This is a genomic window from Paenibacillus artemisiicola, assembly GCF_017652985.1.
Lineage (GTDB): Bacteria > Bacillota > Bacilli > Paenibacillales > Paenibacillaceae > Paenibacillus_Z > Paenibacillus_Z artemisiicola.
The window spans coordinates 48,134-70,301 of the sequence record NZ_JAGGDJ010000001.1 but is presented as its reverse complement, the minus strand read 5'-3'; the positions used below and the strand labels follow the sequence as shown (position 1 = coordinate 70,301).

General features: G+C 64.0%; 15 protein-coding genes and 1 riboswitch. Of the genes, 7 read left to right on the top strand and 8 right to left on the bottom strand.

Features of this window, described 5'->3' with window-relative positions; translation table 11 throughout:
• Positions 1-71: 71 nt before the first annotated feature.
• From I8J29_RS00315 to I8J29_RS00300, 4 genes are all read right to left on the bottom strand, one after another.
• Entirely contained in the window at positions 72-1,037 is a 966-nt protein-coding gene (locus I8J29_RS00315; protein WP_208846222.1) for an EamA family transporter, read from the bottom strand.
• 105 nt (positions 1,038-1,142) lie between these two features.
• Positions 1,143-1,239, bottom strand: a riboswitch (purine riboswitch).
• Between the two features lie 62 nt (positions 1,240-1,301).
• Positions 1,302-2,396 carry a glucosaminidase domain-containing protein gene (locus I8J29_RS00310; protein ID WP_208845601.1) on the bottom strand — a complete coding sequence of 365 codons (1,095 nt, stop codon included), beginning with the start codon at positions 2,394-2,396 and terminating at the stop codon, positions 1,302-1,304.
• Between the two features lie 205 nt (positions 2,397-2,601).
• The gene (locus I8J29_RS00305; protein WP_208845600.1) at positions 2,602-3,030 is read right to left on the bottom strand and encodes a DUF2203 domain-containing protein; all 429 of its coding nucleotides are present in this window, start codon (positions 3,028-3,030) and stop codon (positions 2,602-2,604) included.
• A 150-nt stretch (positions 3,031-3,180) separates the two neighbouring features.
• Positions 3,181-4,152, bottom strand: coding sequence for a Gfo/Idh/MocA family protein (locus I8J29_RS00300; protein ID WP_208845599.1), 972 nt, complete (start codon positions 4,150-4,152; stop codon positions 3,181-3,183).
• 202 nt (positions 4,153-4,354) lie between these two features.
• On the opposite strand from I8J29_RS00300, the gene I8J29_RS00295 reads away from it, so the two are divergent.
• The 6 genes from I8J29_RS00295 (at position 4,355) to I8J29_RS00270 (ending at position 15,548) form a co-directional block, all read left to right on the top strand.
• Complete coding sequence (locus I8J29_RS00295; RefSeq protein WP_090636250.1) at positions 4,355-4,912, top strand: superoxide dismutase family protein; 558 nt, start codon at positions 4,355-4,357, stop codon at positions 4,910-4,912.
• A gap of 175 nt (positions 4,913-5,087) precedes the next feature.
• A complete protein-coding gene (locus tag I8J29_RS00290; protein ID WP_208846221.1) occupies positions 5,088-5,540 on the top strand; it encodes a cupin domain-containing protein in 453 nt (150 codons plus the stop codon).
• 255 nt (positions 5,541-5,795) lie between these two features.
• Complete coding sequence (locus I8J29_RS00285) at positions 5,796-6,311, top strand: C40 family peptidase (protein WP_208845598.1); 516 nt, start codon at positions 5,796-5,798, stop codon at positions 6,309-6,311.
• A 139-nt stretch (positions 6,312-6,450) separates the two neighbouring features.
• Positions 6,451-7,089, top strand: coding sequence for a methyltransferase domain-containing protein (locus tag I8J29_RS00280; RefSeq protein WP_208845597.1), 639 nt, complete (start codon positions 6,451-6,453; stop codon positions 7,087-7,089).
• Positions 7,090-7,197: 108 nt separating this feature from the next.
• A complete protein-coding gene (locus tag I8J29_RS00275) occupies positions 7,198-13,872 on the top strand; it encodes a DUF7507 domain-containing protein (protein ID WP_240545798.1) in 6,675 nt (2,224 codons plus the stop codon).
• Positions 13,869-15,548, top strand: a complete 1,680-nt coding sequence (locus I8J29_RS00270; protein ID WP_208845595.1) for a DUF11 domain-containing protein — start codon at positions 13,869-13,871, stop codon at positions 15,546-15,548. Before I8J29_RS00275 ends, I8J29_RS00270 begins: the two co-directional genes overlap by 4 nt.
• Positions 15,549-15,719: 171 nt before the next feature.
• On the opposite strand, the gene I8J29_RS00265 is transcribed toward I8J29_RS00270, so the two are convergent.
• Entirely contained in the window at positions 15,720-16,844 is a 1,125-nt protein-coding gene (locus I8J29_RS00265; protein WP_208845594.1) for a TIGR03943 family putative permease subunit, read from the bottom strand.
• Complete coding sequence (locus I8J29_RS00260) at positions 16,841-17,764, bottom strand: permease (protein ID WP_208845593.1); 924 nt, start codon at positions 17,762-17,764, stop codon at positions 16,841-16,843. The genes I8J29_RS00265 and I8J29_RS00260 overlap by 4 nt, the downstream gene beginning before the upstream one ends.
• 189 nt (positions 17,765-17,953) lie before the next feature.
• Between I8J29_RS00260 and I8J29_RS00255 the strand changes: the two genes are divergently transcribed.
• Positions 17,954-18,811, top strand: coding sequence for a 3'-5' exonuclease (locus I8J29_RS00255; RefSeq protein WP_208845592.1), 858 nt, complete (start codon positions 17,954-17,956; stop codon positions 18,809-18,811).
• A 120-nt stretch (positions 18,812-18,931) separates the two neighbouring features.
• Here the strand turns inward: I8J29_RS00255 and I8J29_RS00250 are convergent, their stop codons facing one another.
• Both I8J29_RS00250 and I8J29_RS00245 read right to left on the bottom strand, forming a co-directional pair.
• Positions 18,932-20,431 carry a response regulator transcription factor gene (locus I8J29_RS00250; RefSeq protein ID WP_208845591.1) on the bottom strand — a complete coding sequence of 500 codons (1,500 nt, stop codon included), beginning with the start codon at positions 20,429-20,431 and terminating at the stop codon, positions 18,932-18,934.
• The gene (locus I8J29_RS00245) at positions 20,428-22,161 is read right to left on the bottom strand and encodes a cache domain-containing sensor histidine kinase (protein WP_208845590.1); all 1,734 of its coding nucleotides are present in this window, start codon (positions 22,159-22,161) and stop codon (positions 20,428-20,430) included. The genes I8J29_RS00250 and I8J29_RS00245 overlap by 4 nt, the downstream gene beginning before the upstream one ends.
• Between the last annotated feature and the right edge of the window lie 7 nt (positions 22,162-22,168).

The window sequence follows — 22,168 nt, the reverse complement described above, 5'->3', positions numbered from 1 at the left end:
GCTTCCTCCCCTCCGTCCAAGCTGCTTCCACTATACCCGGCGCAAAGCGAGATGACAACAAAGACGTTGCGTTACGCCCGATGCGCCCCGCCTTTCGGCCGCGAATGCGGAAGCCGCCGGACGACCTCCGGCATCGCGACGCCGAGGAGCACCAGCACGACGCCGGCCCACTGCAGGACGCTCACCGATTCGTGCAGGACGACGGCGGACAGCATGACGGCGACCGGGAGCTCCGAAGCGCCGAGCACGGCGGCCATCCCTTCGCCGACGTGAGGCACGCCGGCCGCGAACAGCACGGGCGGGATGAAGGCGCCGAACAAGCCGAGCAAGAAGCCGAACAGCAGCAGCGGCCCCCAGATCAGGCCGTTAAACAAGAAGGCCGGCGGAAACAGGACGAATACAAGAATCAGGCCGCCGGTGATCATCCAGGCGCTGCGGTAGGCCGGCTCCGCGGACGGAACGGCTTTGCCGCTGAACAGGACGAACATCGTATAGCTGACGGCCGCCGACAGGCCCAGCGCGGCGCCGAGCGCATCGAAGTTCGCCAGGCCGTGATCCAGAATGCCAGCCGCCATCAGCGTGCCGCCGAAGAGAACGGCAAGCGTAATCAGCATCAAATTGCTTGGCCGCTTGCGCCGGCGCACCGCGTCGACCAGCACGCCCATCCACGTGAACTGGAACAGCAGGATGATCGCGAGCGAATTCGGAATATAGCGCAGCGATTGGTAATACAGCAGGCCCGTCAGCGCCGTCGGCATGCCCGCCGCCATCAGCAGCAGCCGCTGCTTCCATGACAGCGCGGGACGCGCCGGCACGGCCGAACGGCCGCCCTCTCCCGAGCCGACGGCGTTGCGCCGTTTGCGGATGGCGTTCCGCTTGGTGACCGCGGCCAGCAGCCAGGACAGCACGAAGCCGACCAGCAGCTGCGAGCCCACGACCTCGCCAAGCTCGTAACCGCGTCCGTACGCCTTGACGACGATGGTGGACAGGATGCCGTAGCTGACGGCGCCGAGGAACACCGCGATCGCGTATTTCATATCGAATTTCATAGCTATAATGTCTCCTTCCGAAGCGGCGCAGCGGACGGCGGTTAACAATGCCGTACGCACAAAAAACTTCCTAACCGCAAATATGAAATCATCCGGGGATGAATCCATATTCGTAGTTAGGAAGTTACGGCTTCCTGTAGAAACCCTCGCCCTGCTGCGAGGCTATACGAACGATCCGAGCTGCTGCGCGCTCAACATCGAAATCTTACCTGACAAGCGAAACGCTGTCAACCGTTAATTCGCCCTTTTGCCTCACGTCAGCTTGCCGAAGTCGCCGCGCATGATCGTGCGGACATGCCCCGCCCATTTTCCGTTGGCCGGGCAGTACTTGCGCGCGACCTTCTCGATCGTCGTGTAGCCCCGTTCCACGTAATTATCGTTGATGAGCTTGCCGAACTTTTTGACGCTGTCCCCTTTCGTGGCGAAGCTGAACGCCATCGCGTGCGCATTGCCGGTGACCGCGTTCAAGCCGAACAGATTGTTCTTGGTCTTGGCCAGCTTGCTCTTGCCGTTGCCGCTCTCGAGCTTCATGACCGCGATCGTGAAGAACGCGTTGATGCCGTAATCCCGCTCTACGGCGAGGATGGCGTCCTCGAGTCCCTGATTCGCCAGCTTCGTTCCTTTGAGCAATCGGGCGATGTGCGCCTTCGTCAGCCCGGAGTCGGACATGACCTTGGAAGACGGCTTAACGGGATCGCCGGAGGATGCGGATAACGGAGCGGCCGACTGCACGGTGACTTCGGATTTCGCTTTGGCTTGCGCGGGGGCAGGCGCCGATTTCGCCGCTTCCGCAGGCGCGGACGCAAGGGCGGGAACCGGCTCGGGAACCGCGGTTGCGGCGGCTTGGGCGGGATCGATCGGGGCGGTGTAGCGGCCGTTGACGTAGCCGCCGCCCTTCAGCGCGAGCCAGCCGGCGGCGGTCGCGCCGACGACGTCGAGGCGCGTGTCTTGCTTCACTTCGCGGACAATATCGGCATCGGCGCTTGGCAGCGCGCGAACGTTCAGATAATAGGAGGTGACGCGATATGTACGGATGGAGGGAGCGGCTGCCGGAGCGGTCGGTTTCTTGAGAGCGGCTGCCGTCTGTATATGAACCGTGGCCGAAGCTTTGGGGATGACCGTCGCGGGTTGAAAGAGCGACTTGGGCTGATCCGGCGCTACCGGCGCCGCGATCCTGGAAGCCGGCGCGGCCGACGCCGTGCCGTGCCACTGCGGGAAGCCGTACGCCATGTCGGCGGAACGGTTGCTTCCTTCGTTCGTCAACAGGTTAAACGAGAAGAACAGAGACGCGAGAAGCGCCGCGATCATCAAATAAGCCACTGCATTCCACTGGATACTCCGGGTCATGACTTGCACCTCTTCCTTGGATTTTTAGGGGCCTTTCCGATATGAGTCTGATTGTAAAGGCTGTCTAACGAGAAGCATGTCAAAGCTTCTGTACGAATCGTATGAACTTTTGTCGACGGACATGCCTCTTCTGGCGAAATAAAAAGAAGCCTGATTGCTCAGGCTTCGAAAATGAGAAATTTCCAATGTTTTTTCGGTTTCCTCTTCAATTCGCCAAACCCGCGTCGGGATAGCGTTTCCGGGCTTTGTAGCCGTCCTCGTAGCCGTGGTAATAGGCCGCGCGCTCCTCGCCTTGCTTCCAGCAGATTAGAATTTCCTCACCATTGAGCACCGAAGGGAAATCGATCAGCCCCGGATTGATCATTTTGAGCAAGACGCCCTTGCGCTCGAAGTTGCCGATGGCCAGCTCCACTTCCATCCGCATGAACTCCAGCTGGGTCTCGAGCTCGAAGAACGGATCCGACGCTTCCGGACCTTCGGGCAGCGTGCCTTCCCTGCGCTGCTTCGTCAATTGATGAAGCAGCTCGAACTTCATTTCGAATTGCTGCGTGAGCAGCTGCAGCTTGATCAAGTCTTCCTGGAGCTCGGGCAGCAGCGCGTTCGCTTCCTCGATCGTAAACGTAACCGGCTTCATGTGTAGACATCCACTCCTCTACAGCCAGTTTACTTCAATTCGGCACAAAACGCCATTTGGGCGAAGGTCCCGCGCGGCCCGGTCCCGCGAACGAAAAACGGCCGGCGGCTCCTCTACGGGAGCCTCCGGCCATGCATGCGATCAAGCGGATTACACCTTCGCGAGCGGCGAATAGCCGGCCGCTTCGTAGATCATTTCCGACAATTTCACGACCTTCAGCGCGAATTCGCCCGGAACGAGCACCTCGTGCCGGCCCAGGATCGCGTCGACGAAGCTCTTGTCCTGGTTCGTGGTCGCCTGCGGCAGCTCGGGCACGACCGGCTCCTGCTTCCACCGGCGCAGCGTGATTTTGCCGTTGTCGTAGAAGATGCCGCCCGTCTCGCCGCAGAAGACGAACGTCTCGTGCCAGCACGGCGCGTTGCCGACCAGGTTCAAGCCGGCGACCGCCCCCTCGGCGAACTTGATCGACGTGAAGGTGTCGATCTCGACCGGCGTGCCGTGCATTTGCAGCTGCGGGGACACCTCGACCGGCGTGAGGCCCGTCGTCCACAAGAGCACGTCGATGATGTGGCTGCCGGAATCCATCAGGAAGCCGCCGCCGGACAAGGACGGATCTTGGCGCCACGAGCCGCTCGTGCCCTGCTTCCATTCTTGGTACAGCGAGGCGGTGACGGACGTCAGCTTGCCGATTTCGCCGCTTGCGATGGCATTGCGGATATACAGAAACTCAGGCTGGAAATGGCGCTGGTACGACACCTGCAGCAGCTTGCCCGAATCCGCCGCGATCTGGATGAGCTGCGCGGCTTCGACCGACGAGCACGTCATCGGCTTCTCCAGCATCACGTGCAGACCCTTCTGCAGCGCGGCGCTCGCCTGCTCGAAATGAAGCGTATGCGGGGAGCAAACGACGACGGCGTCGACTTCGCCGCCGTCCAGCAGCTCCCGGTAATCCGTATACGTCTTGACGCCTTCGAGCGCCTGGTTCGCGATGAACCGGTCGCGATTCTCCGCGCTCGTGTCCGCGAGCGCCGTGATCGTGACCTCTGGCAGTTCCTTCAGCTGGCGCGCATGCCAGCCGGCGATGCCGCCCGTTCCGATGATCCCCATGCGAATTGCGTTCAACTGCTTCGCCTCCTGATGAGCGTGAAATTGGCTCTTTCTCCTTTAACGTAGCACAATCGGCAAGCGCTACCAATCCAATATCGCGCCAACCTGCGGCCGCGCGCATCCCAAAAATCGCAATGTTTGGCGAATGGGATTGTAGGCAAAGCTAAGCAAGGAACACGACTACACGGAGCTGCAAACAGGAGGATGATTACCGATCATGAAACACGCACGTTTGTTAAAAGGAACGGCAGCCGTCGCGCTGCTTGCCGGACTCGCGGCCGTCAGCCCGCTTCGGGCGCTCGCGAGCGATCATCACGAGACGCAATCCCAGACGGTGACGGTGAAGATCATCGACGCGAAAGGCGAATCCATCGGCTCCGCCACGCTCATGCAGAAGGACGATCAGGTGCTCGTGCGCGTCGAAGCGAGCAAGCTGACGCCGGGCGAGCACGGCCTTCATTTCCACGAGACCGGCAAATGCGAGGCGCCGGCTTTCACGTCGGCAGGCGCGCACTTCAACCCGGCCGCGAGAATGCACGGCTTCAATAATCCGAAGGGCTTCCACAACGGCGACCTCCCGAACCTGAAGGTCGACGCCGCCGGCAACGCGAAAGCCGAATTCGAGACCAAGGTCGTGACGCTTGCGAAGGGACAGCCGAATTCGCTGCTGAAGGACGGCGGCACGGCGCTCGTCATTCACGACAAAGCGGACGACTACGTGACCGACCCGTCGGGCAACTCCGGCGACCGGATCGCGTGCGGGGTCATTCAATAATAGCAAGGCGCTTCGACGAAACCATGGCCGGGAAATCCTCCCGCCGTGGTTTCTTTCGTTTACACGCCCGCGCAAATCCGGTACATTGGTAGAGTTGCGTTTCGCGAGTCATGGCTATAGCGGAAGAGAGAAATTCGAAGACGAAGGAGCACGGAGAGACATGAGCAACGGCGTGATTACGAAGGAACTGTCGCCCTGGGTCAAGGCGCTGGATTTGACCCCCCATCCGGAGGGCGGCTGGTATAAAGAATTATGGAAGGCCGGCTTCACGATTCCGCGGGAGGTGCTTGGGGAGCCGTATTCCGGCGATCGCGCGGCGGCGTCCTCCATTTATTTCGTCCTGCACCCGGACGAATTCTCCGAATGGCATACCGTGCTGTCGGACGAGCTGTGGCTCTGGCATGCCGGCAGCCCGCTGCTGCTGACGCTCGGGGGTACGGGCGAGCACCCCGCGACCGAGGAAGAAATCGTCGTCGGACCCGATATCGCGAACGGCCAGCGCCCGCAAGCGCTCGTTCCCGCGAAGGCCTGGCAGATGGCGAAGCCGCTCGGCGACGAGCCCGTGCTCGTGTCCTGCGTGGTGGCGCCGGGCTTCCATTACGACGATTTCCGGCTGATCGCGCGTTAACAGTACCTTAATATAGAAGAAAAGGAATCGTAATCGCCAACCAGGCAGATGCTGGTTGGTTTTTTCTTATTGTCAACCCCGGTTTCATGAATACTTTCTCATTTATTTCTAAGAAACCGGCTTTTCTCCATGGCAGGCAAGGACTTCCGTTTACATTGGTAAGTGGTGGAAAGTTTCGGCGTGTTATAGTCGGTTTAGGACATGACAATGACAGCCAAGACAACCACAAACTTACCGCCTGGAGGAAATCTTCCTATGATTAATTTGCCATCCCGCTTCGCCAAACGCGCGCTTACGCTGACCTTGGGCCTTTCCATCGCCTTCACGGGCGCATTAACCTTTACGCCGCACACGACGCACGCCGCGACGTCGTCGTCCGCGTCCAAAACGTCGCTGGCCGCCAAAATCGAAGCCACGGGCATGAAATATTTGGGCAAGCCGTACAAATTCGGCGCGAAATCCGGCATTACCAGCGCATTCGACTGCTCGTCCTTCACGCAGTACATCTTCAAGAAGAACGGCATCAGCCTGCCGCGTTCGTCCCAGCAGCAAGCGAAGGCCGGCGTGAGAGTATCCAAGAGCGCGCTGAAGCCCGGCGATCTCGTCTTCTCCGACACGAACGGCGACGGCGTCATCAATCACGTCAGCCTGTACATCGGCAACGGCAAGCTGCTGCATACGTACCGGGTCGGCATCGGCGTAACCGTCTCGACGTTCAAGGGCAGCGCGTGGGACCGCCACTTCGTCACGGCGCGCCGCGTCATTAAGTAGAAACTTCCTATAAATACGGTAAACGCGGAGGCACCGGCCTCCGCTTTTTTGCGCGGATGGGCAAGCGTAGAGACCTGTCAATTCGCCGCCCCATACACTATGGTAGCAAGCGGCGATCCGCTATCAGGAGGCATGGGCGATGAAACTCGACATTGGCTGCGGCGCGCATAAGCGCCCCGATTACTACGGCATCGACCGCATCGCGATGCCCGGCGTCAACTGGGTCGGCGACTTGAACGGCACGCTGCCGTTCCCGGACGATTCCGTCGACGACATCGCGGTATGCCGCATGCTGCCGTACGCGAACGATTTGGAAGCCGCGCTCGCGGAGCTTTACCGGATCGGCCGGCACGGGACCGTCCTGACCTTGCTCTGCCCGTACGCGCATCACTTCCGCCACGGCGCCAACCCGTATTTGAAACACCGCTTCGACGAACATACGCCCCGTTATTTGACCCCCCGCTTCATGCAGCCCGATGAAGGGCTGCGCTGTCCCCCGATCGCGCCTTACGATTACGTCCCTCCGCTCCCTTACGACTTCCGCTTGCTTCGCATGGAGCTGTTCTACGAGCCGGCCTTCTCCCCGCCGCTGTACGAGCCGGAAGAGCTCGAGCTGCTCAAGGAGCTGCAGGCGAACGTCGTGGACGAAATCCTGTACCGCTTCGTCATCGTCAAGGATGCCCTGTCCGACGACGAGTGGCGGCGCCTCTGCCTGCTGGAACCGTCCGAGCCGCACGCCGTCCTCCAACTGCGAAATCGACAAGTTGCTCCCGATTAAACGCTTCATATGCCGTCGGGGACCCGCATATGCTCCTATAGTGCAATCCGCGAGATTGGCACATAGGGGGTGAGAAACATTCCTCTCGTAGTTCGGGCTACCGTGAACATGACCGGCGCCATTACCTTTACGGGCAACACGCTCGGCCTCAGCCGCTCGACGACGGAAGGCATTCCCGGCACCCAAGACAGCATCGGCGCGTTCGTCACGACCAATACGTCCTCCCGATTCGGCACCTATCCGTTCGGGACGACGAACAACTACGTGGTCAACAACGCGTCCGCGAATCTCGTCATGCCCGCAGGCAGCTCCGTCGTCTACGCGGAGCTGATCTGGGGCGGCACGTACGTCGTGCCGGGCGTCAATCTGTCGTCCGCCATCAACAATCCCGTCACGCTCACGCTGCCGAACAGCGCCAGCTTCAGCGTCACGCCCGATCCCGCCACCGCCAACACGTACGACCTGAACTCGGGCTCGCTCGGCTATACCCGTTCCGCGAACGTCACCTCGCTGATTCAGCAGGGCGGCGCGGGGACGTACAACGTCGGCGGCGTCGTCGGCACGATCGCGGTGACCGATCCGACCGTCAACCACGCGGGCTGGACGCTCGGCGTCATTTACGCCAACCCGTCCTTGCCGTTCCGCAACATGTCGCTGCGCGCGGGCGCCGTACTCATCCAAGCCGATTCGGGACCGGTCAATACGACGATCACGGGCTTTGCCACGCCGACGTCGGGCGCGCTTGGCGCCAGAGCGCTGCTCAGCGCGCAGGAAGGCGACGCCAACCGGTCGGGCGACCAGGCGCTGCTCGGTCCGACCACGGGTTCGCTCGTCGCGCTGTCGGGACCGAACAACTTCGCCAACAACTTCTTCGCGTCGCAGATCAACAACGACGCGGGCCAGCTCGACACCACGGGCACCTTCGGCACGCGCAACCAGACGAACGGCGCGCCGGGCAGCAACATCATCGGCGGCCGGCAGGGCTGGGACATCACGAATGTCGACGTCTCCTCCCGGTTCGTCAACAACCAGTCGTCCGCCGTCCTTCAGCTGACGACGTCCGGGGATGCGTACGTCGTCAACGGCGTTGCCATTCAGGTCAACATCAATTCGCCGAACGTCGGCGTGACCAAGAGCGCGAACGTAGCCGGGACGGTCATCGGCGACCAGATCATCTATACCGTCACCGTCAGCAACGCCGGCACCGCCAACGCCGCGAACGTCGTCGTCAGCGATGTGCTTCCCGCAGGCTCCACGTTCGTCGCGGGCAGCGTGACCGTCGCGGGCATCCCGCGACCGCAAGCCGACATAACGGCGGGCGTGGCCATCGGGACCTTGGCGCTGAACAGCTCCGTGACGCTTACATACCGCGCCAACGTCACGTCCCTGCCCGCTTCCGGCCAAATCTCGAACCAGGCGAAAGCCGCGTTCACGTTCCAAAGCGTCGCCGGCGGCGACACCATCAGCGGCGTCATCCCGTCGAACACGGTCAATACGCCGGTCTACGCGCCGGTCCTGAGCATGACCAAGACCGGCAGCACCGCGAACGCGTCCGTCGGTTCCACGGTGACGTACACGGTCGTGGTCGCCAACTCCGGCACCATCGCCGCGAACACCACGTTCACGGACAACATTCCGGCCGGCAGCACGTTCGTGGCGAACAGCTTCACCGTGAACGGCGTCGTCCAGTCCGGCGCCAATCCGGCGACGGGCGTCAATATCGGCTCCGTGCCCGCGGGCGGATCGCGAACGGTCACGTTCCAAGTGCTCGTGAACAGCCTGCCGTCGCCGCCGCAGCTGACCGACCAGGCCACCGCTGCGTATACGTACAGTCCGCCGGACGGCAGGACGCTGAGCGGCTCCGCGGCGTCCAACACGCTGACGATTCCCGTCACGCTGCCGAACGTCAATTCGGCGAAGAGCTCGAACCGCGCGAACACGACCATCGGCGATACGGTCACCTTCACGACCGTCGTCTCCAATACCGGCGTCGCGGCCGTTACGAGCGTTGTGTTCACCGATCCGATCCCGACCGGCTCCGCCTTCGTCTCCGGCTCCGTCGTCGTCGACGGGGTCTCCAAACCGAGCGCGTCGCCGCCCGCCGGCATCGCGCTCGGGACGATCGCCGCGGGAAGTTCTTCGACGGTCGTCTTCCAGGTGCTCGTCACGTCGATTCCCAATCCGGCCCAGATCAGCAACCGGTCCACCACGACCTACAATTCCGGCACGTTCAGCGGCGTGTCGCTGTCGAACACGGTCAACGTCCCGGCCGCCGCGCCGGCGATCGCCGCGCAAAAGTCGGCCAGCCTCACGCAGGCGACCGTGGGCGACACGATTACCTACTCGTTCGCGATCCAGAACACCGGCAATTACGCCGCGCTGCTGACGCTGACGGATCCGCTGCCCGCCGGCACGGCCTACGTGGCAGGCAGCATCGCCGTCAACGGTTCGCCGCGCCCGGGCCAAACGCCGCAGACCGGCATCTCGGTCGGCGTTCTCGCTGCCGGCGGGTCCGCAACCGTCACCTTCTCGGTGCTGCTCCAGTCGCTGCCGAATCCGCCGAACCTTGTGAACCAGGGCACGGTTTCGTATGCGTACACGCTGCCCGATAACCGGACGTTCAACGGCAGCATCGCTTCCAACCCGGTTTCGATTCCCGCGTCCGCGCCGAACGTGACGATCGTCAAGTCCGCCAGCGAGCCGGATGCCGCCGTCGGGGATATCGTCACGTATACGCTCCTCTCCACCAACAACGGCTTCCAACCGGTCACCCAGGTCATCGTGTCGGATCCCATTCCCGCCGGTTCGCAGTTCGTCAGCGGCAGCGTGCTCGTGAACGGGGCGCCGGCCGCGGGCGCGAATCCCGCGTCGGGCATCGCCGTCGGCACGCTCTCGCCGGGCGCTTCCGTGACGGTGTCGTTCCAGGTCGCCGTCGTCTCCGTTCCCGCCGGCGGCGCGCTCACCAACCGCGGGGCGGTCGGGTTCACCTCCGGCGCGTTCACGGGCACGTCGTTCTCGAGCACGATCGCGATCCCGGTCTTCCAGCCCGTCATTACGGTCCAGAAGAGCGCGAACCGGTCGGCGACGACCCTAGGCGATACCGTCGTCTACACCTTGCAGGTGCAGAATACGGGCAACATCTCCGTCCAGGCCAACCTGACGGACAATATTCCGGCCGGCACGGTCTTCACCGAGAACTCCGTGCTGCTGAACGGCGCGCCGCAGCCCGGCACGACGCCGCCGACCGGCATCCCGATCTTCACGATCTCCCCGGGAGGCTCGGCCGTCGTCACGTTCGAGGTCGCCGTCGTCTCGCTGCCGAACCCGCAGCAGCTCGTGAATCAAGGCAACGCGACGTTCGCGTACACGCTGCCGAGCGGACGGGTCGTGAACGGAAGCTCGCCGTCGAACATCGTCACGATTCCCGTCTCCGCGCCGAACGTCCCGGTCGTGCTCAGCACGACCGCCATCGACGCCGTTACCGGCGATAACGTCCCGTATACCGCCGTCGTGACGAACAACGGCATCGCGACCGTCAACAACGTCGTCTTCGTCGCTTCTCCGATTCCAGGCACGACCTTCGTTCCCGGCAGCGTGACGGTGAACGGAACGGCAAGGCCCCAGGCGGATCCGACCGCCGGGATTCTGATCGGTTCCTTGGCGCCAGGCGCCTCTGCGACCGTGACCTATGAGGTGAATATTAGCATGCCTGTTTCCGATCAGATTCTCAATCAGTCGACGGTCAGCTTCACGTCGGGCACCTTTGCCGCCACGTCGTCGTCCAACGTCACGACGACGCCGATCACGCAGCCCGTCATCGGCGTGGTGAAGACGGCGAACACGGCGAACGCGACCGTCGGCGATACCGTGACGTTCACGATCGCCGTCGGCAACACGGGCAATCTGCCCGCGAACGTCACCGTGACGGATACGATTCCGCCGACCACGACCTTCGTGGCCAACAGCGTCATCGTCGCCGGCACGCCGCAGCCGGGCGCGACGCCGACGGGCGGCATCAACGCGGGCACGGTCAATCCCGGCGCCACGGTATTCGTCATGTTCTCCGTCGTCATCGATTCGCTGCCCACGCCGCAGTTCCTCGTCAACCAGGCGACGGCGACGTATACGTTCACGCCGCCGGACGGCCGGCTGCTGACGCGTTCGCAGCTGTCCAACACGCTGTCGATTCCGGTCTCCTCGCCGAACGTCCAGATCGCGAAATCGTCGACGATGACGGCCGTGTCGATCGGGGACGTCATTCCGTACACGGCGATCGTCTCGAACACCGGCATCGCCCCCGTCGCGAACGCCGTCTTCATCGACGGCATCCCCGCCGGCACGGCGCTCGTGCCGAACAGCGTGACGGTGAACGGCATCGTGGTGCCCGGCGGCAATCCCGCCGTCGGCGTCAACATCGGCACGATCGCGAGCGGCGACAGCGCGACGGTGGCGTTCTCGCTGACCGTCGTCTCCGTGCCGGCCCCGCCGACGATCACGAATACGTCGTCGGTATCGTTCACGTCCGGCGCCTTCTCGGGCCTCGCGTTCTCGAACACAGTCAACATACCCGTCTTCCAGCCGGTCATCGGCGTCGCGAAGTCGGCGAACACGACGAACGCGACCGTCGGCGACACGGTCGTCTACACGTTCAACGTCTCCAATACCGGCAACTACGTCGCGCTGACGACCTTGACCGACACGATCGACCCGTCCGTGTCCTTCGTGCCGAACAGCGTCATCGTGAACGGCACGCCGCAGCCGGGCGCGGATCCCGTCGCGGGCATCCCGCTGAACGTCATCGCGCCCGGCGCGACGACCGTCGTCACGTTCTCGGTCGTCATCAATTCGCTGCCGGCCGGCCAGCAGCTGTCCAACACGGCGACCGCGTCGTACGCGTACACGCTCCCCGACAACCGGACGCTGACCGGCTCGGCCGTCTCGAACACGCTGTCGTTCCCGGTATCGCCGCCGGACGTTCGGGTCGCGAAGAGCACGGGCAGCACGGCGCTCACGATCGGCGACACGCTGACGTACACGACCGTCGTCACCAATGGCGGCATCGCGCCGGTCGACAACGTCGTTTTCTCGGATCCCATTCCGCAGGGGACGTCCTTCCTGGCGAACAGCGTCACGATCAACGGCGTCGCGCAGCCGGGGGCCAACCCGGCGGCGGGCTTCTCGCTGGGCGCCATTCCGGCGGGCGGCTCGGTCACGGTCGCCTTCAGCGTCACCGTCAACGCCGTGCCCGACAGCCAGGCGATCAGCAACCGCTCGTCCGTCAGCTTCACGTCCGGCGCCTTCTCGGCCGTCACGTTCTCGAATACCGTCACGACGCCGGTCTATCAGCCGGTCATCGGACTCGTCAAGAGCACGCTCACGGCGACCGCCAGCGTCGGTTCCGTGATCACCTATTCCGTCGTCACCAGCAACACCGGCAATTACCCCGCGACGGTGACGCTCTCGGACAACGTTCCCGCCGGCACGTCGTTCGTCCCGAACAGCGTCGTCGTGAACGGCGCGCCGCAGGCCGGCGCCGATCCGTCGGTCGGCTTCAGCATCGGCGTCGTGGCGCCGGGCACCAGCACGACCACGACGTTCAACTTCCTGATCGAATCGCTGCCGGCCACGCAGCAGCTGATCGACCAGGCGACGGGCAACTATCTCTACACCTTGCCGGATACGCGCTCGTTCTCGCAGACGTCGCTGTCCAACATCCTGCAAATTCCGGTCAGCTCGCCGAACCTGACGGTCGTGAAGAGCACGACCGCGACGGATGCCGTCATCGGCGACATCGTCCCGTATTCCATCCTGGTCACGAACGTGGGCATCGCCGCCGTGAACAGCGCCGTGCTGAGCGACATGGTGCCGGCGGGCACGTCGTTCGTGCCGAACAGCGTCACCGTCGGCGGCGTGCCGCAGCCGGGGGCGGATCCGGGCGTCGGCTTCCCGATCGGCGCCATCGCGCCGAACACGTCCGTGACGGTCACCTTCAACATCGTCGTCAACTCGCTGCCCGCGAACGGCCTGATCAGCAACGTCGCGACGATCAGCTTCACGTCCGGCGCCTTCTCCGGCACGAGCCAATCGAATACGCTCACGACGCCGATCTTCAATCCGATCATCGGCGTGCTGAAGAGCGCCAACACCGCCAACGCAACCGTCGGCGACACGATCACGTACTCGCTCGACGTCACCAACACCGGCAATATCGTGGCCGACGTCACCGTCGTGGAGCCGATTCCGACCGGCGCGGTCTTCGTGCCGAACAGCGTCACCGTCGGCGGCGTGCCGGTGCCGGGCGCCGATCCCACGACCGGCATCCCGATCGGTCCCGTGCAGCCGGGCGCGACGGTGCACGTCATCATCACGCTGCAGGTCACGGTCGACGCCCTGCCGTCGCCGCAGCAGCTGTCCAACACGGCGACCGCGAACTATTCCTTCTCGCCGCCGGACGGACGGACGCTGTTCGGCTCGGTCCAATCGAACACGGTCGTCATCCCGGTCTCCTCGCCGAACGTATCCGCCGTCAAATCGACCAATGCCATCGACGCCGTCAGCGGCGACACGATCACCTATACGATCGTCGTCACGAACAACGGCATCTCGCCGGTCGATAACGTCGTCGTCGTCGACCCCGTGCCGGCAGGCGTCACGTTCGTTGCGGGCAGCGTGACCGTGAACGGCGTGACGCAGCCGAACGCGAATCCGAACACCGGCATTCAGGTCGGCGTCATCGCGGCAGGCGCCACCTCCACCGTCACGTTCCAGGTGCTCGTGCAATGATCGAGAACGACAGCCTGCCGATGACGATCCGCAACCAGTCGGTCGTTTCCTTCGACTCCGGCTCGGCTGCCGGCTTCGCCTATTCCAACGTCGTCCATACCATCGTGAACGGCCCCGTGATCGGCGTCGCGAAGACGTCCGATACGGCGCAGGCGGGACTGTCGCTTCCGCTGACGTTCCGCCTCGCGGTCACGAACACGGGCAACCGTTCCGCGAACGTGACCGTGTACGACACGCCCCCGTCCGGCACCGTCTTCGTCGCCAACAGCATCCTCGTCAACGGAGCGCCCGTTCCCGGCATTACGCCGGGAACGGGCATTCCGCTAGGCGAAGTCGGTCCGGGCAGTCTTTATACGATCGTGTTTCAATTGATCGTGACCTCGGTGCCCGCATCGGGCCGAATCGAGAACCAGGCGCGCGCCGATTATTCGTTCGTGACCTTGGACCACCGGACGATTACCGGCTCGGCGCTCTCGAACGTCGCGTCGGTGCCCGTGACCGGCCTTGCCGTCACGCTGAGCAAGAGCGTTTCCAATGCCGTGACGTTCGTCGGGGACATGATCGGGTATTCCGTTCTCGCGGCCAACGATGGCTCCGACGGCATCGCGCAGGCCGTGCTGTACGACCCGCTTCCGGACGGAACGGCGTTCGTGCCCGGCAGCGTGACCATAGGCGGCGTCCGAAGCCCGTCGTCGTCCCCGGCGGCCGGGATCGTGCTCGGCACGATCGAGCCCGGCACCTCCAAGCTCGTCACGTTCAACGCCGTCGTGCTCGACGTGCCGGTGCAGACGCGGCTGACCAACCGGGCGCGGCTGGCGTTCCGATACGGCCAATACGAGCAATCCGTGGAATCCGGCGCCGTCACGGTCATCGTCTCGGGCCCGTCGCTGACGGCCGTCCTCGCCGTCTCCCCGGTACTGGCGACGATCGGCGACAAGCTCGCCTATACGTTAACGATCGCGAACGCGGGGACGCTGGAGACGAGCGTCACGGTGAAGGATTTGATTCCGGCGGGGACCTCCTTCCTCTCGGGCACCGCCGCCTTGAACGGCCGTTCGCTGCCGAACGCGGATCCGTCGACGGGCATCGCGCTCGGCCTGCTGGTGCCCGGCCAGACGTTCGTCCTGACGTTCGCCGTCGCCGTCACCCGCGAGGTGCTGCAGCCGGCGCTGTCCCAGATCGCCAACCGCGCGATCGTCGATTACGCGTTCGGGCTGCCAAACGGCCTCGCCGTTACGGACACGATGCTCTCCAACGCCGCGGTGACGGAGCTCGTCTATCCTTACATCGGCGTGACGCTGGATGCCGACCCGCATCTCGTCGAAGCCGGCGGAAGCTTCCTGGCCAGCGTTCGCGTCACGAACGCGGGCAATTACCCCGCTTCCGTCACCCTGCGGGATTTCGTGCCGCGCGAGACGGAGCTCGTGCCGGGCAGCGTGCTCGTCGACGGCCGGCCCGTTTCCGGCGCGACGTCCGACGGCATCCCGGTCGGCACGGTCGCCGCGGGCGGCGCCGCCTCGGTCACGTACGTGCTTCGCGTCGCGCGCCATCCGCTGCAAAGCCGGATTCGCTTCCGCGTCCGCGCCGCGTACGACTATTACGTGAACGAACGAAGCCGCGATTCCGCGGCCTTCTCCAACGAAACGGAGGTCCGCGTCGAGGCGGACGAAGAATGAACGCACGCCAACGAAGCGCGGCGCATCCCGAATGGGAGCGCCGCGCTTCGTTTTGCTGCTTTGCTGTTTGCTGTTTGGCTGCTTTTCTGTTTGGCTGCTTTTCTGTTTGGCTGCTTTGCTGTTTGGCTATTATTATGCTTTTTTGCTAGTGCTGCTTATGCCGCTTGTACGTTAAGCCCGGTACACGTAAGGATCCTTCGGCTTGTCGATCCCTTGCCAGGTCTTGACGTCGAGCACGGGCAGCGTCTGCTTGAACGGCTGGTAAAATTCCGCTCCCAGCTTTCCTTCGACGTGGACCCACTGATCGTTCGAGAACGGCGCGCCTTCCGGGAAACGGACCAGCATGCCGAACACGCCGGAATCGGCCACGCAGTGGATGAAGCCGAAGCGGAAGACGAAGTATTGGTTGCCTTGGGTCTGATCGCCTTTGTAAATAAATCCGTCGAAGCTGACCGTCCGCCCGATGAACGCGTCGGGGTAATTGTAGAGCGCCTCCAGCCCCTTCAGGAAGTTCGCGTCGGTCAGATGAACGTCTTTCGTCCCCAGGAAATCGTCCAATTCCTTCTTCGACACTTTGGCGTACCCCGTCTTGCCGTAGAAGACGCTCGTGTCCGGCTTGAGAAACTGATGGAAGCCGGGATTGTCGGCGGAGACGTTGAAATCCGGGAACGAGAACCCCTTCGCCTTCACGAAGCTGGAATCGAGCGTCTGCACGGGCAGGCAGAACCCGGTCAGCAGCGGGAAGATCAAGATGCCGTAGCCCAAGTACCGCTTCCACCGGATCGGCGATTCATGCGTGTGGCCGAAATGATCGTGACCGTGCCCGTCATGGTCGTGACCGTGAATGCCGTGTCGGGCGTCATGCGCGTGGCCGTGATGGTCGTGACCGTCATGCGCGTGGCCGTGATGATCGTGACCGTCATGCGCGTGACCGTGATGATCATGGCCGCGATGGTCGTGTCGGGCGTCATGCGCGTGGCCGTGATGATCGTGCCCGTCATGCGCGTGGCCATGAGAGTGGTCATGGACATGCCCCGCGCTGCCGTCAAGCGAAGCCGGCCGACCGTCGGCCGGCTCCGCGGAGATCGCCGCCGCGGCCGCGGCTTTCCGTTTGGCCGCCTCGCGTTCTTTGACGTAGAGCCGGACGAACTCGAAGACGAACAGCACGCCGAGCAGCGCGATGGCGCTCTCCGACAAGTACGCGTACTTGGTGTTAATGTATTTGTTCAGGTTGCCGTTCATATGCATCATCAGGAACAAGCAGGCGAACCCGGCGAGCAGGTAGAGTCGGATCATCCCAGCAGCCTCCCCACGAGCAGCGACACGCCGAGCGTGCTGGCGGCGACGAGCCCGATCAGGACGAGCACGAACCGGCCGCGGAACACGCCGAGCAGCATCAGCGTATTTTTGATGTCGATCATCGGGCCGAAGACGAGAAACGCCGACAGCGCTCCGATCGGGAACGTGCTGCGGAACGACGACGCGATGAACGCGTCCGCCTCCGAGCACAGCGACATGACGAACGCGAGACCGATCATGACAAGCGACGCCGTCACCGGATTGCCTCCGAGCTTCAGGAGCGAAGCGGTCGGGATGAACGTCTGCATGGAGGCCGCGATGAACGCCCCGAGCACCAGATATTTGCCGACGGAGAAGAACTCGTCGACCGCGTGCAGCATGACGTCGTACAGACGGCGAAGCAGCGGCGCGGGAACCGGCCGCGGACCGGTTATCGGCGTCTCGAGGCCGGCTGCCGTCTCCAGCGCGGCGACGTCCTCGCGCAAGCGCATCGGCAGCTTCGGGTAGAGAAACGACAGCGCGATCGCCGTAACGTAGGCCACGACGATCGCGGAGCCGCCGCGGACGAGCACCATCCGCCAGTCGTTGCCGAAGGCGATATACGTCGCGAACAGCACGACGGGATTGATGATCGGGCCCGTCAGCATGAACGCGATGCCCGCGTGCAGCGGGACGCCCTTGCGCAGCAGCCTGCGCGTAATCGGCACGATGCCGCATTCGCAGGCCGGGAACAGCAGGCCGACGCCGCAGCCGAGCAGCGAAGCCGCGAACCGGTTGCGCGGCATGACGCGCGCGATCCACCGCTCCGACAGGAACGTCTGGATGAGTCCCGACACGATGACGCCGAGCAGAATGAACGGAATCGCTTCCATGATCATGCTCAGAAAAATCGTATTCAGTTGCAAAAATGTAACCACGTCTTCCCTCCGGCACGTAAGTCCCCTACTCTATCTACTTGCTCCATTATCTATCATTCGCCCGGCAAAAGCCAATGACGCTTTCTGGACGGCAAGGACGGCGGATGTGCGCAGGCGGATTTTGCACCGCGACAGCGGCTGCGGTATTCTGTTAGAATGGAAGCGACATTTGCAGCGGAGGTTACGGACGTGGACTACATCGTACTCGACATCGAATTCAACGGGCGAAAATTCGCCAGCGACCTGCCGATGGAGGTCATCGAGATCGGCGCGGTCCGGCTGGACGCGGAGCTCCGGCAGACCGGCCGATTCTCGGCGCTGGTCAAACCGGTTTATTTCGCCAAGCTGAACGACTTCATTCAGAAGAAAACCGGCATTCCGCAGGAGGGCATCGACGCCGCGGAGGGATTCCCGGCCGTCGTCAAGGATTTTTTGGCCTGGCTCGGGCCGAGCGAGCGGTTTCGGATCATTACGTGGGGCGGCGAGGACATGAAGCGGATCGTCTTCGACACGCGGATGCACGGCTTGGACGACGCGTACTGGCTCGGGGTCGATTATTTCGACTTGCTCAAAGGCTACATTCGGCATAAAGGCGTCACCAACGACGTCAGCGTGGAGAACGCGCTGGCCGACCTCGGCATCAGCGGCGACGACAATCAGGCGCATCGCGCGCTCGACGACGCCCGCATGACGGCGGAAATTTTCCGGGCGGTGTTCCCGCATCTCGACTTCTCGCGGACCCAGCGGTACGTGGACGTCTATTCCAACGCCAAGGAACGCAAGCTGGTCAAGAACGCGACCCGGATTCTGGCGGCGCAGAAGCTCGCGGCGACATGGCCGCTCGTCGTCGAGCACGTGCTGAAGGGGAAGGTCGACATCGAGGACGCGCGCAAAATGGCGGAGCTCGAGGCGGTGTTCGAAGCCGAGCTCGCCAAGCCGAAGCGCAAGCCCCGTCCGGCTGCGGCCGAAGCGCCGGCTGCGGCCGAAGCGCCGGCCGCGGCCGAGACGCCGGCGAGCCGGCCGGAAGACGCCGGCGCCGAGTCCTAAAGGGCTAGGCGGCGCCGGCGGTTAACCGGACGCCTGACCGGCCCGCGCCGCTTGCATCTCGCGCTTCATTCAAGCCGCGTCAGCGATCCGGCAACGATCCGTGGGATGCCCGTACCGCCGTTACGACGGCTTCCGGTAATCCGACGGATATTTGCCGTACGTCTCCGTGAACAGCTTCGTGAAGTGCCGCGTGCTGAAATACCCGACCGCTTCGGCGATCTGCTTCACCTGCAGCCGGGTGCCGAGCAGCAGCTCCTCCGCCTTCCCCATGCGCAGCCGGGTCAAGAACTTCATGAACGTCACGCCCGTCCGCTTATGGAACAGCGTGCTGAGGTAGCTGGGCGACACGTTCAGCAGGTCGGCGATCTGGCCGATGCCGACCTCCTCCGCGTAATGCTGCTCGACGTAGCGCAGCACCTGCGCCACGGGATCGACCCGCTCGGCTTCCTTGGATTGGCGCTCGCGCAGCGCGCGTTCCCCGTACGCCTTGAGCGCCCGCGGCACGCCGCCGGTTTCGCCGCCGTCCGCCAAGCCGAGCCCCGGCAGGACATGCCGCATGTACCGCAGCAGCGACCGTTTCTCCGCCTCGCCGCCCTCGCGTTCCCACGCCGCCCAAGACGGCTCCAGCTCCCCGAGCGCGTTCTGCGCGTTCAGATACCTCCCGTCGCGCAGCAATTCCAGCGCCGCGGCCAGCTGCCGGCCGAGCGGCTCCAGCCCCCGCTTTTCCGCCAGGCCGTTCAGCTCCGCGTAATCGACCGTTCCGCCGAACCCGCGGAAGATGCGCAAGTCGCGCAGCTGCTGCAGCCGTGCCAGCCGCGCGCTCAGCTCCTTGAAGCCGCGGCATTCGCCCGTCGTCAGCACGGTGACCGCTTCCTCCGCCCCGCTCGCGCGGGCGGCAAGCTCAAGGACGGCGCCGAAGAAATCCGCGACCTGCCGCTCCCCTTCCTCCTGCCCGCCCGCCTGTTCCCACGCGCCGACCGCGGCCAGCTCCCCGCCGGGCAAAGGCACGACCGCGAGCCGGACGCCGCAATGGGCATGCGCCCGCACGCATTCCGTCAAGGCGCGGTAAAACGCCCCGTGCGCCGCGGCGCGGTCCGGACCGCCCGCCGGGCGGTCCGGCTCGAAGACGGCGCCCCGGAACCGCCCCGTATAGAAGATCCCGTCCCGTTCCTCCGCCTGCACGGACAGCAGCCCGTTGATCAGCGCGGACAGGTTGCTGCCGAACCGTTCGTTATGCAGCAGCAGCATGTCCCGGCCGTCCTTGTACGTGGCGTAGAGCGCCCGCTCCAGCTCCTCCGAGCGCACCGGCTTCAGCATGTATTCCGAGGCGCCGAGCTTGAGCGCTTCCTGCGCGTAACGGAAATCCGAATAGCCGCTCAGGATGATCCATTTCGTCAGCGGCGACGCCTTCCTGCCTTCGCGGATCGCGTCCAGGCCGCTCATCTCCGGCATGCGGACGTCCACGATGGCGACGTTCGGCCGATGCTCGGCGAGCAGCCGCAGCAGCTCCCCGCCGTTCGTCGCCTCGCCGGCGACCGTCCAGGCGGCGTCCATTTCTACGATCATGCTCTTGATCGCGTAACGTACGGGATATTCGTCGTCGGCTATGACCAGCTTCATCCGATCGCCACATCCTTTGCCGGAATTCGAATGGTGATGCGCGTGCCTTCCCCGGGCGCGGAGACGACCTCCAAGGTCGCCCGCTCGTACGCGAGCCGCAGCCGCTCGCGCACGTTCGACAAGCCGACGCCTTCCCGGCTCTGCCGCGGATCGAACCCGACGCCGTCGTCCGTCACGGCGATGACGAGCTCGGGCTCGCCGGATAGTCCCGCCGCCTCCAGCCCGGCGACGATGCGCAGCGCGCAGGGATGCTTGCTCGGCTCGATGCCGTGAAGGACCGCGTTCTCGACGAGCGGCTGGAGCAGCAGCTTCGGCAGCAGCATCGGATAGACCTCCGGCGCGGCGTCGACGTCCAGCGCCATCTTGTCCGCGAACCGCATCCGCTGCAGCTCGCCGTACTGCTCGACGAACGCCAGCTCGTCCTGCAGGCGCGCGCGGTCGCCCGTCTCCAGCGTATAGCGAAGCAAGCCGCTCAGCGACAAAATCGCCCGCTCGAGCAGCGCGCTCTGCCCCGCGCGGTTCAAGCCGATGAACCCGTTCAGCGTGTTGTACAGAAAATGCGGCTGGATTTGCGACTGCAGCGCCCGGTACTCCGCGTCGCGCCGGCCGAGGACGGCGCGGAATTCGCGGTCGATCAGCTCGCCGAGCCGGCTGATCATCGTGTTCAGGCTCGCGCCAAGCTGCGCCACCTCGTCGTTGCCCTTCACCGGATAGCACGCTCCGAGATCGCCGCGCTGCACGCGCTTCATCGTCTGAATCATCCGCTTGAACGGCGTCACCATCCAGCGCGACACCGCCGTGTACAGAATGACGGCGACGACGAGGCCGCCGGCCGCGAAGCCGGCGCCGACCGCGTAGACGCGCTGCAGCTTGTGCCGGACGGCCGATTCGGGGAACAGCACGTAGAGTCCCCACTGGGAACGCGAGACCGTCTTGCTGACGACGCCGTAATCGCCGGACGCCGCGTGCACGACGCCGAGCCCGCGCGCCAGCTGACGCCGCGCGCCGTCGTCGACGGGCCCGCTGGCATAGATCAGCTTGCCCTTGTCGTCGAGAATGGCGGCGAGCGCGCCGTTCTTGAGTCCGACGCCCGTGATCATCCGCTCGATCGCGACCGTGTCCGCGTCCGCCATGATAACGCCGAGCGGACGCCGGGAATCGGGATCCTTGATCAGCCGGGCGACCGAGAACACGGTGGCGCGCGCGCCGCTCAGGTAATCCTGGTCGTGCACGCTGATGAACGCCACGTTGCCGTCCGCCCGCAGCGCTTGGATATACCAGTCCTGCTCGCTGAACGGGAAGCGCGCCGCGGCGCCGTTGGGATTGCCGGCATACGAGGCGTAGACCGAGCCGTCCATCGGCAGGAGGATCGTGCCGAGAATGTCTTTGCGGGTGTTTTTGAGCGCGTTCGGCAGGGTCGTGGACAGCGTCTGTCCGGCCTCGTACTGCTCGAACGGGGTGAGCAGGTTCCAGCCGTAGGTCGATTTCAGCTTCAGCGCGCGCATGACGTCGTCGTAGAAATACGGGGTGACCGTCATCCGGTCGAGGTCGTCGAGGTACGTCTCGATATGCGACGTAAGAGCAGCTAAAGTCCCCGCCATTAGCGAGGACTGCTGCTCTTTGATGGACTTGACGTAATAAGCGGGAAGCTCCACGACGATGACGACGATCGGCAGGATGATCGTGAGGAGGAACAACAGCGTCAATTTGAGCCGGATGGATCGTCTCATGGGCCGC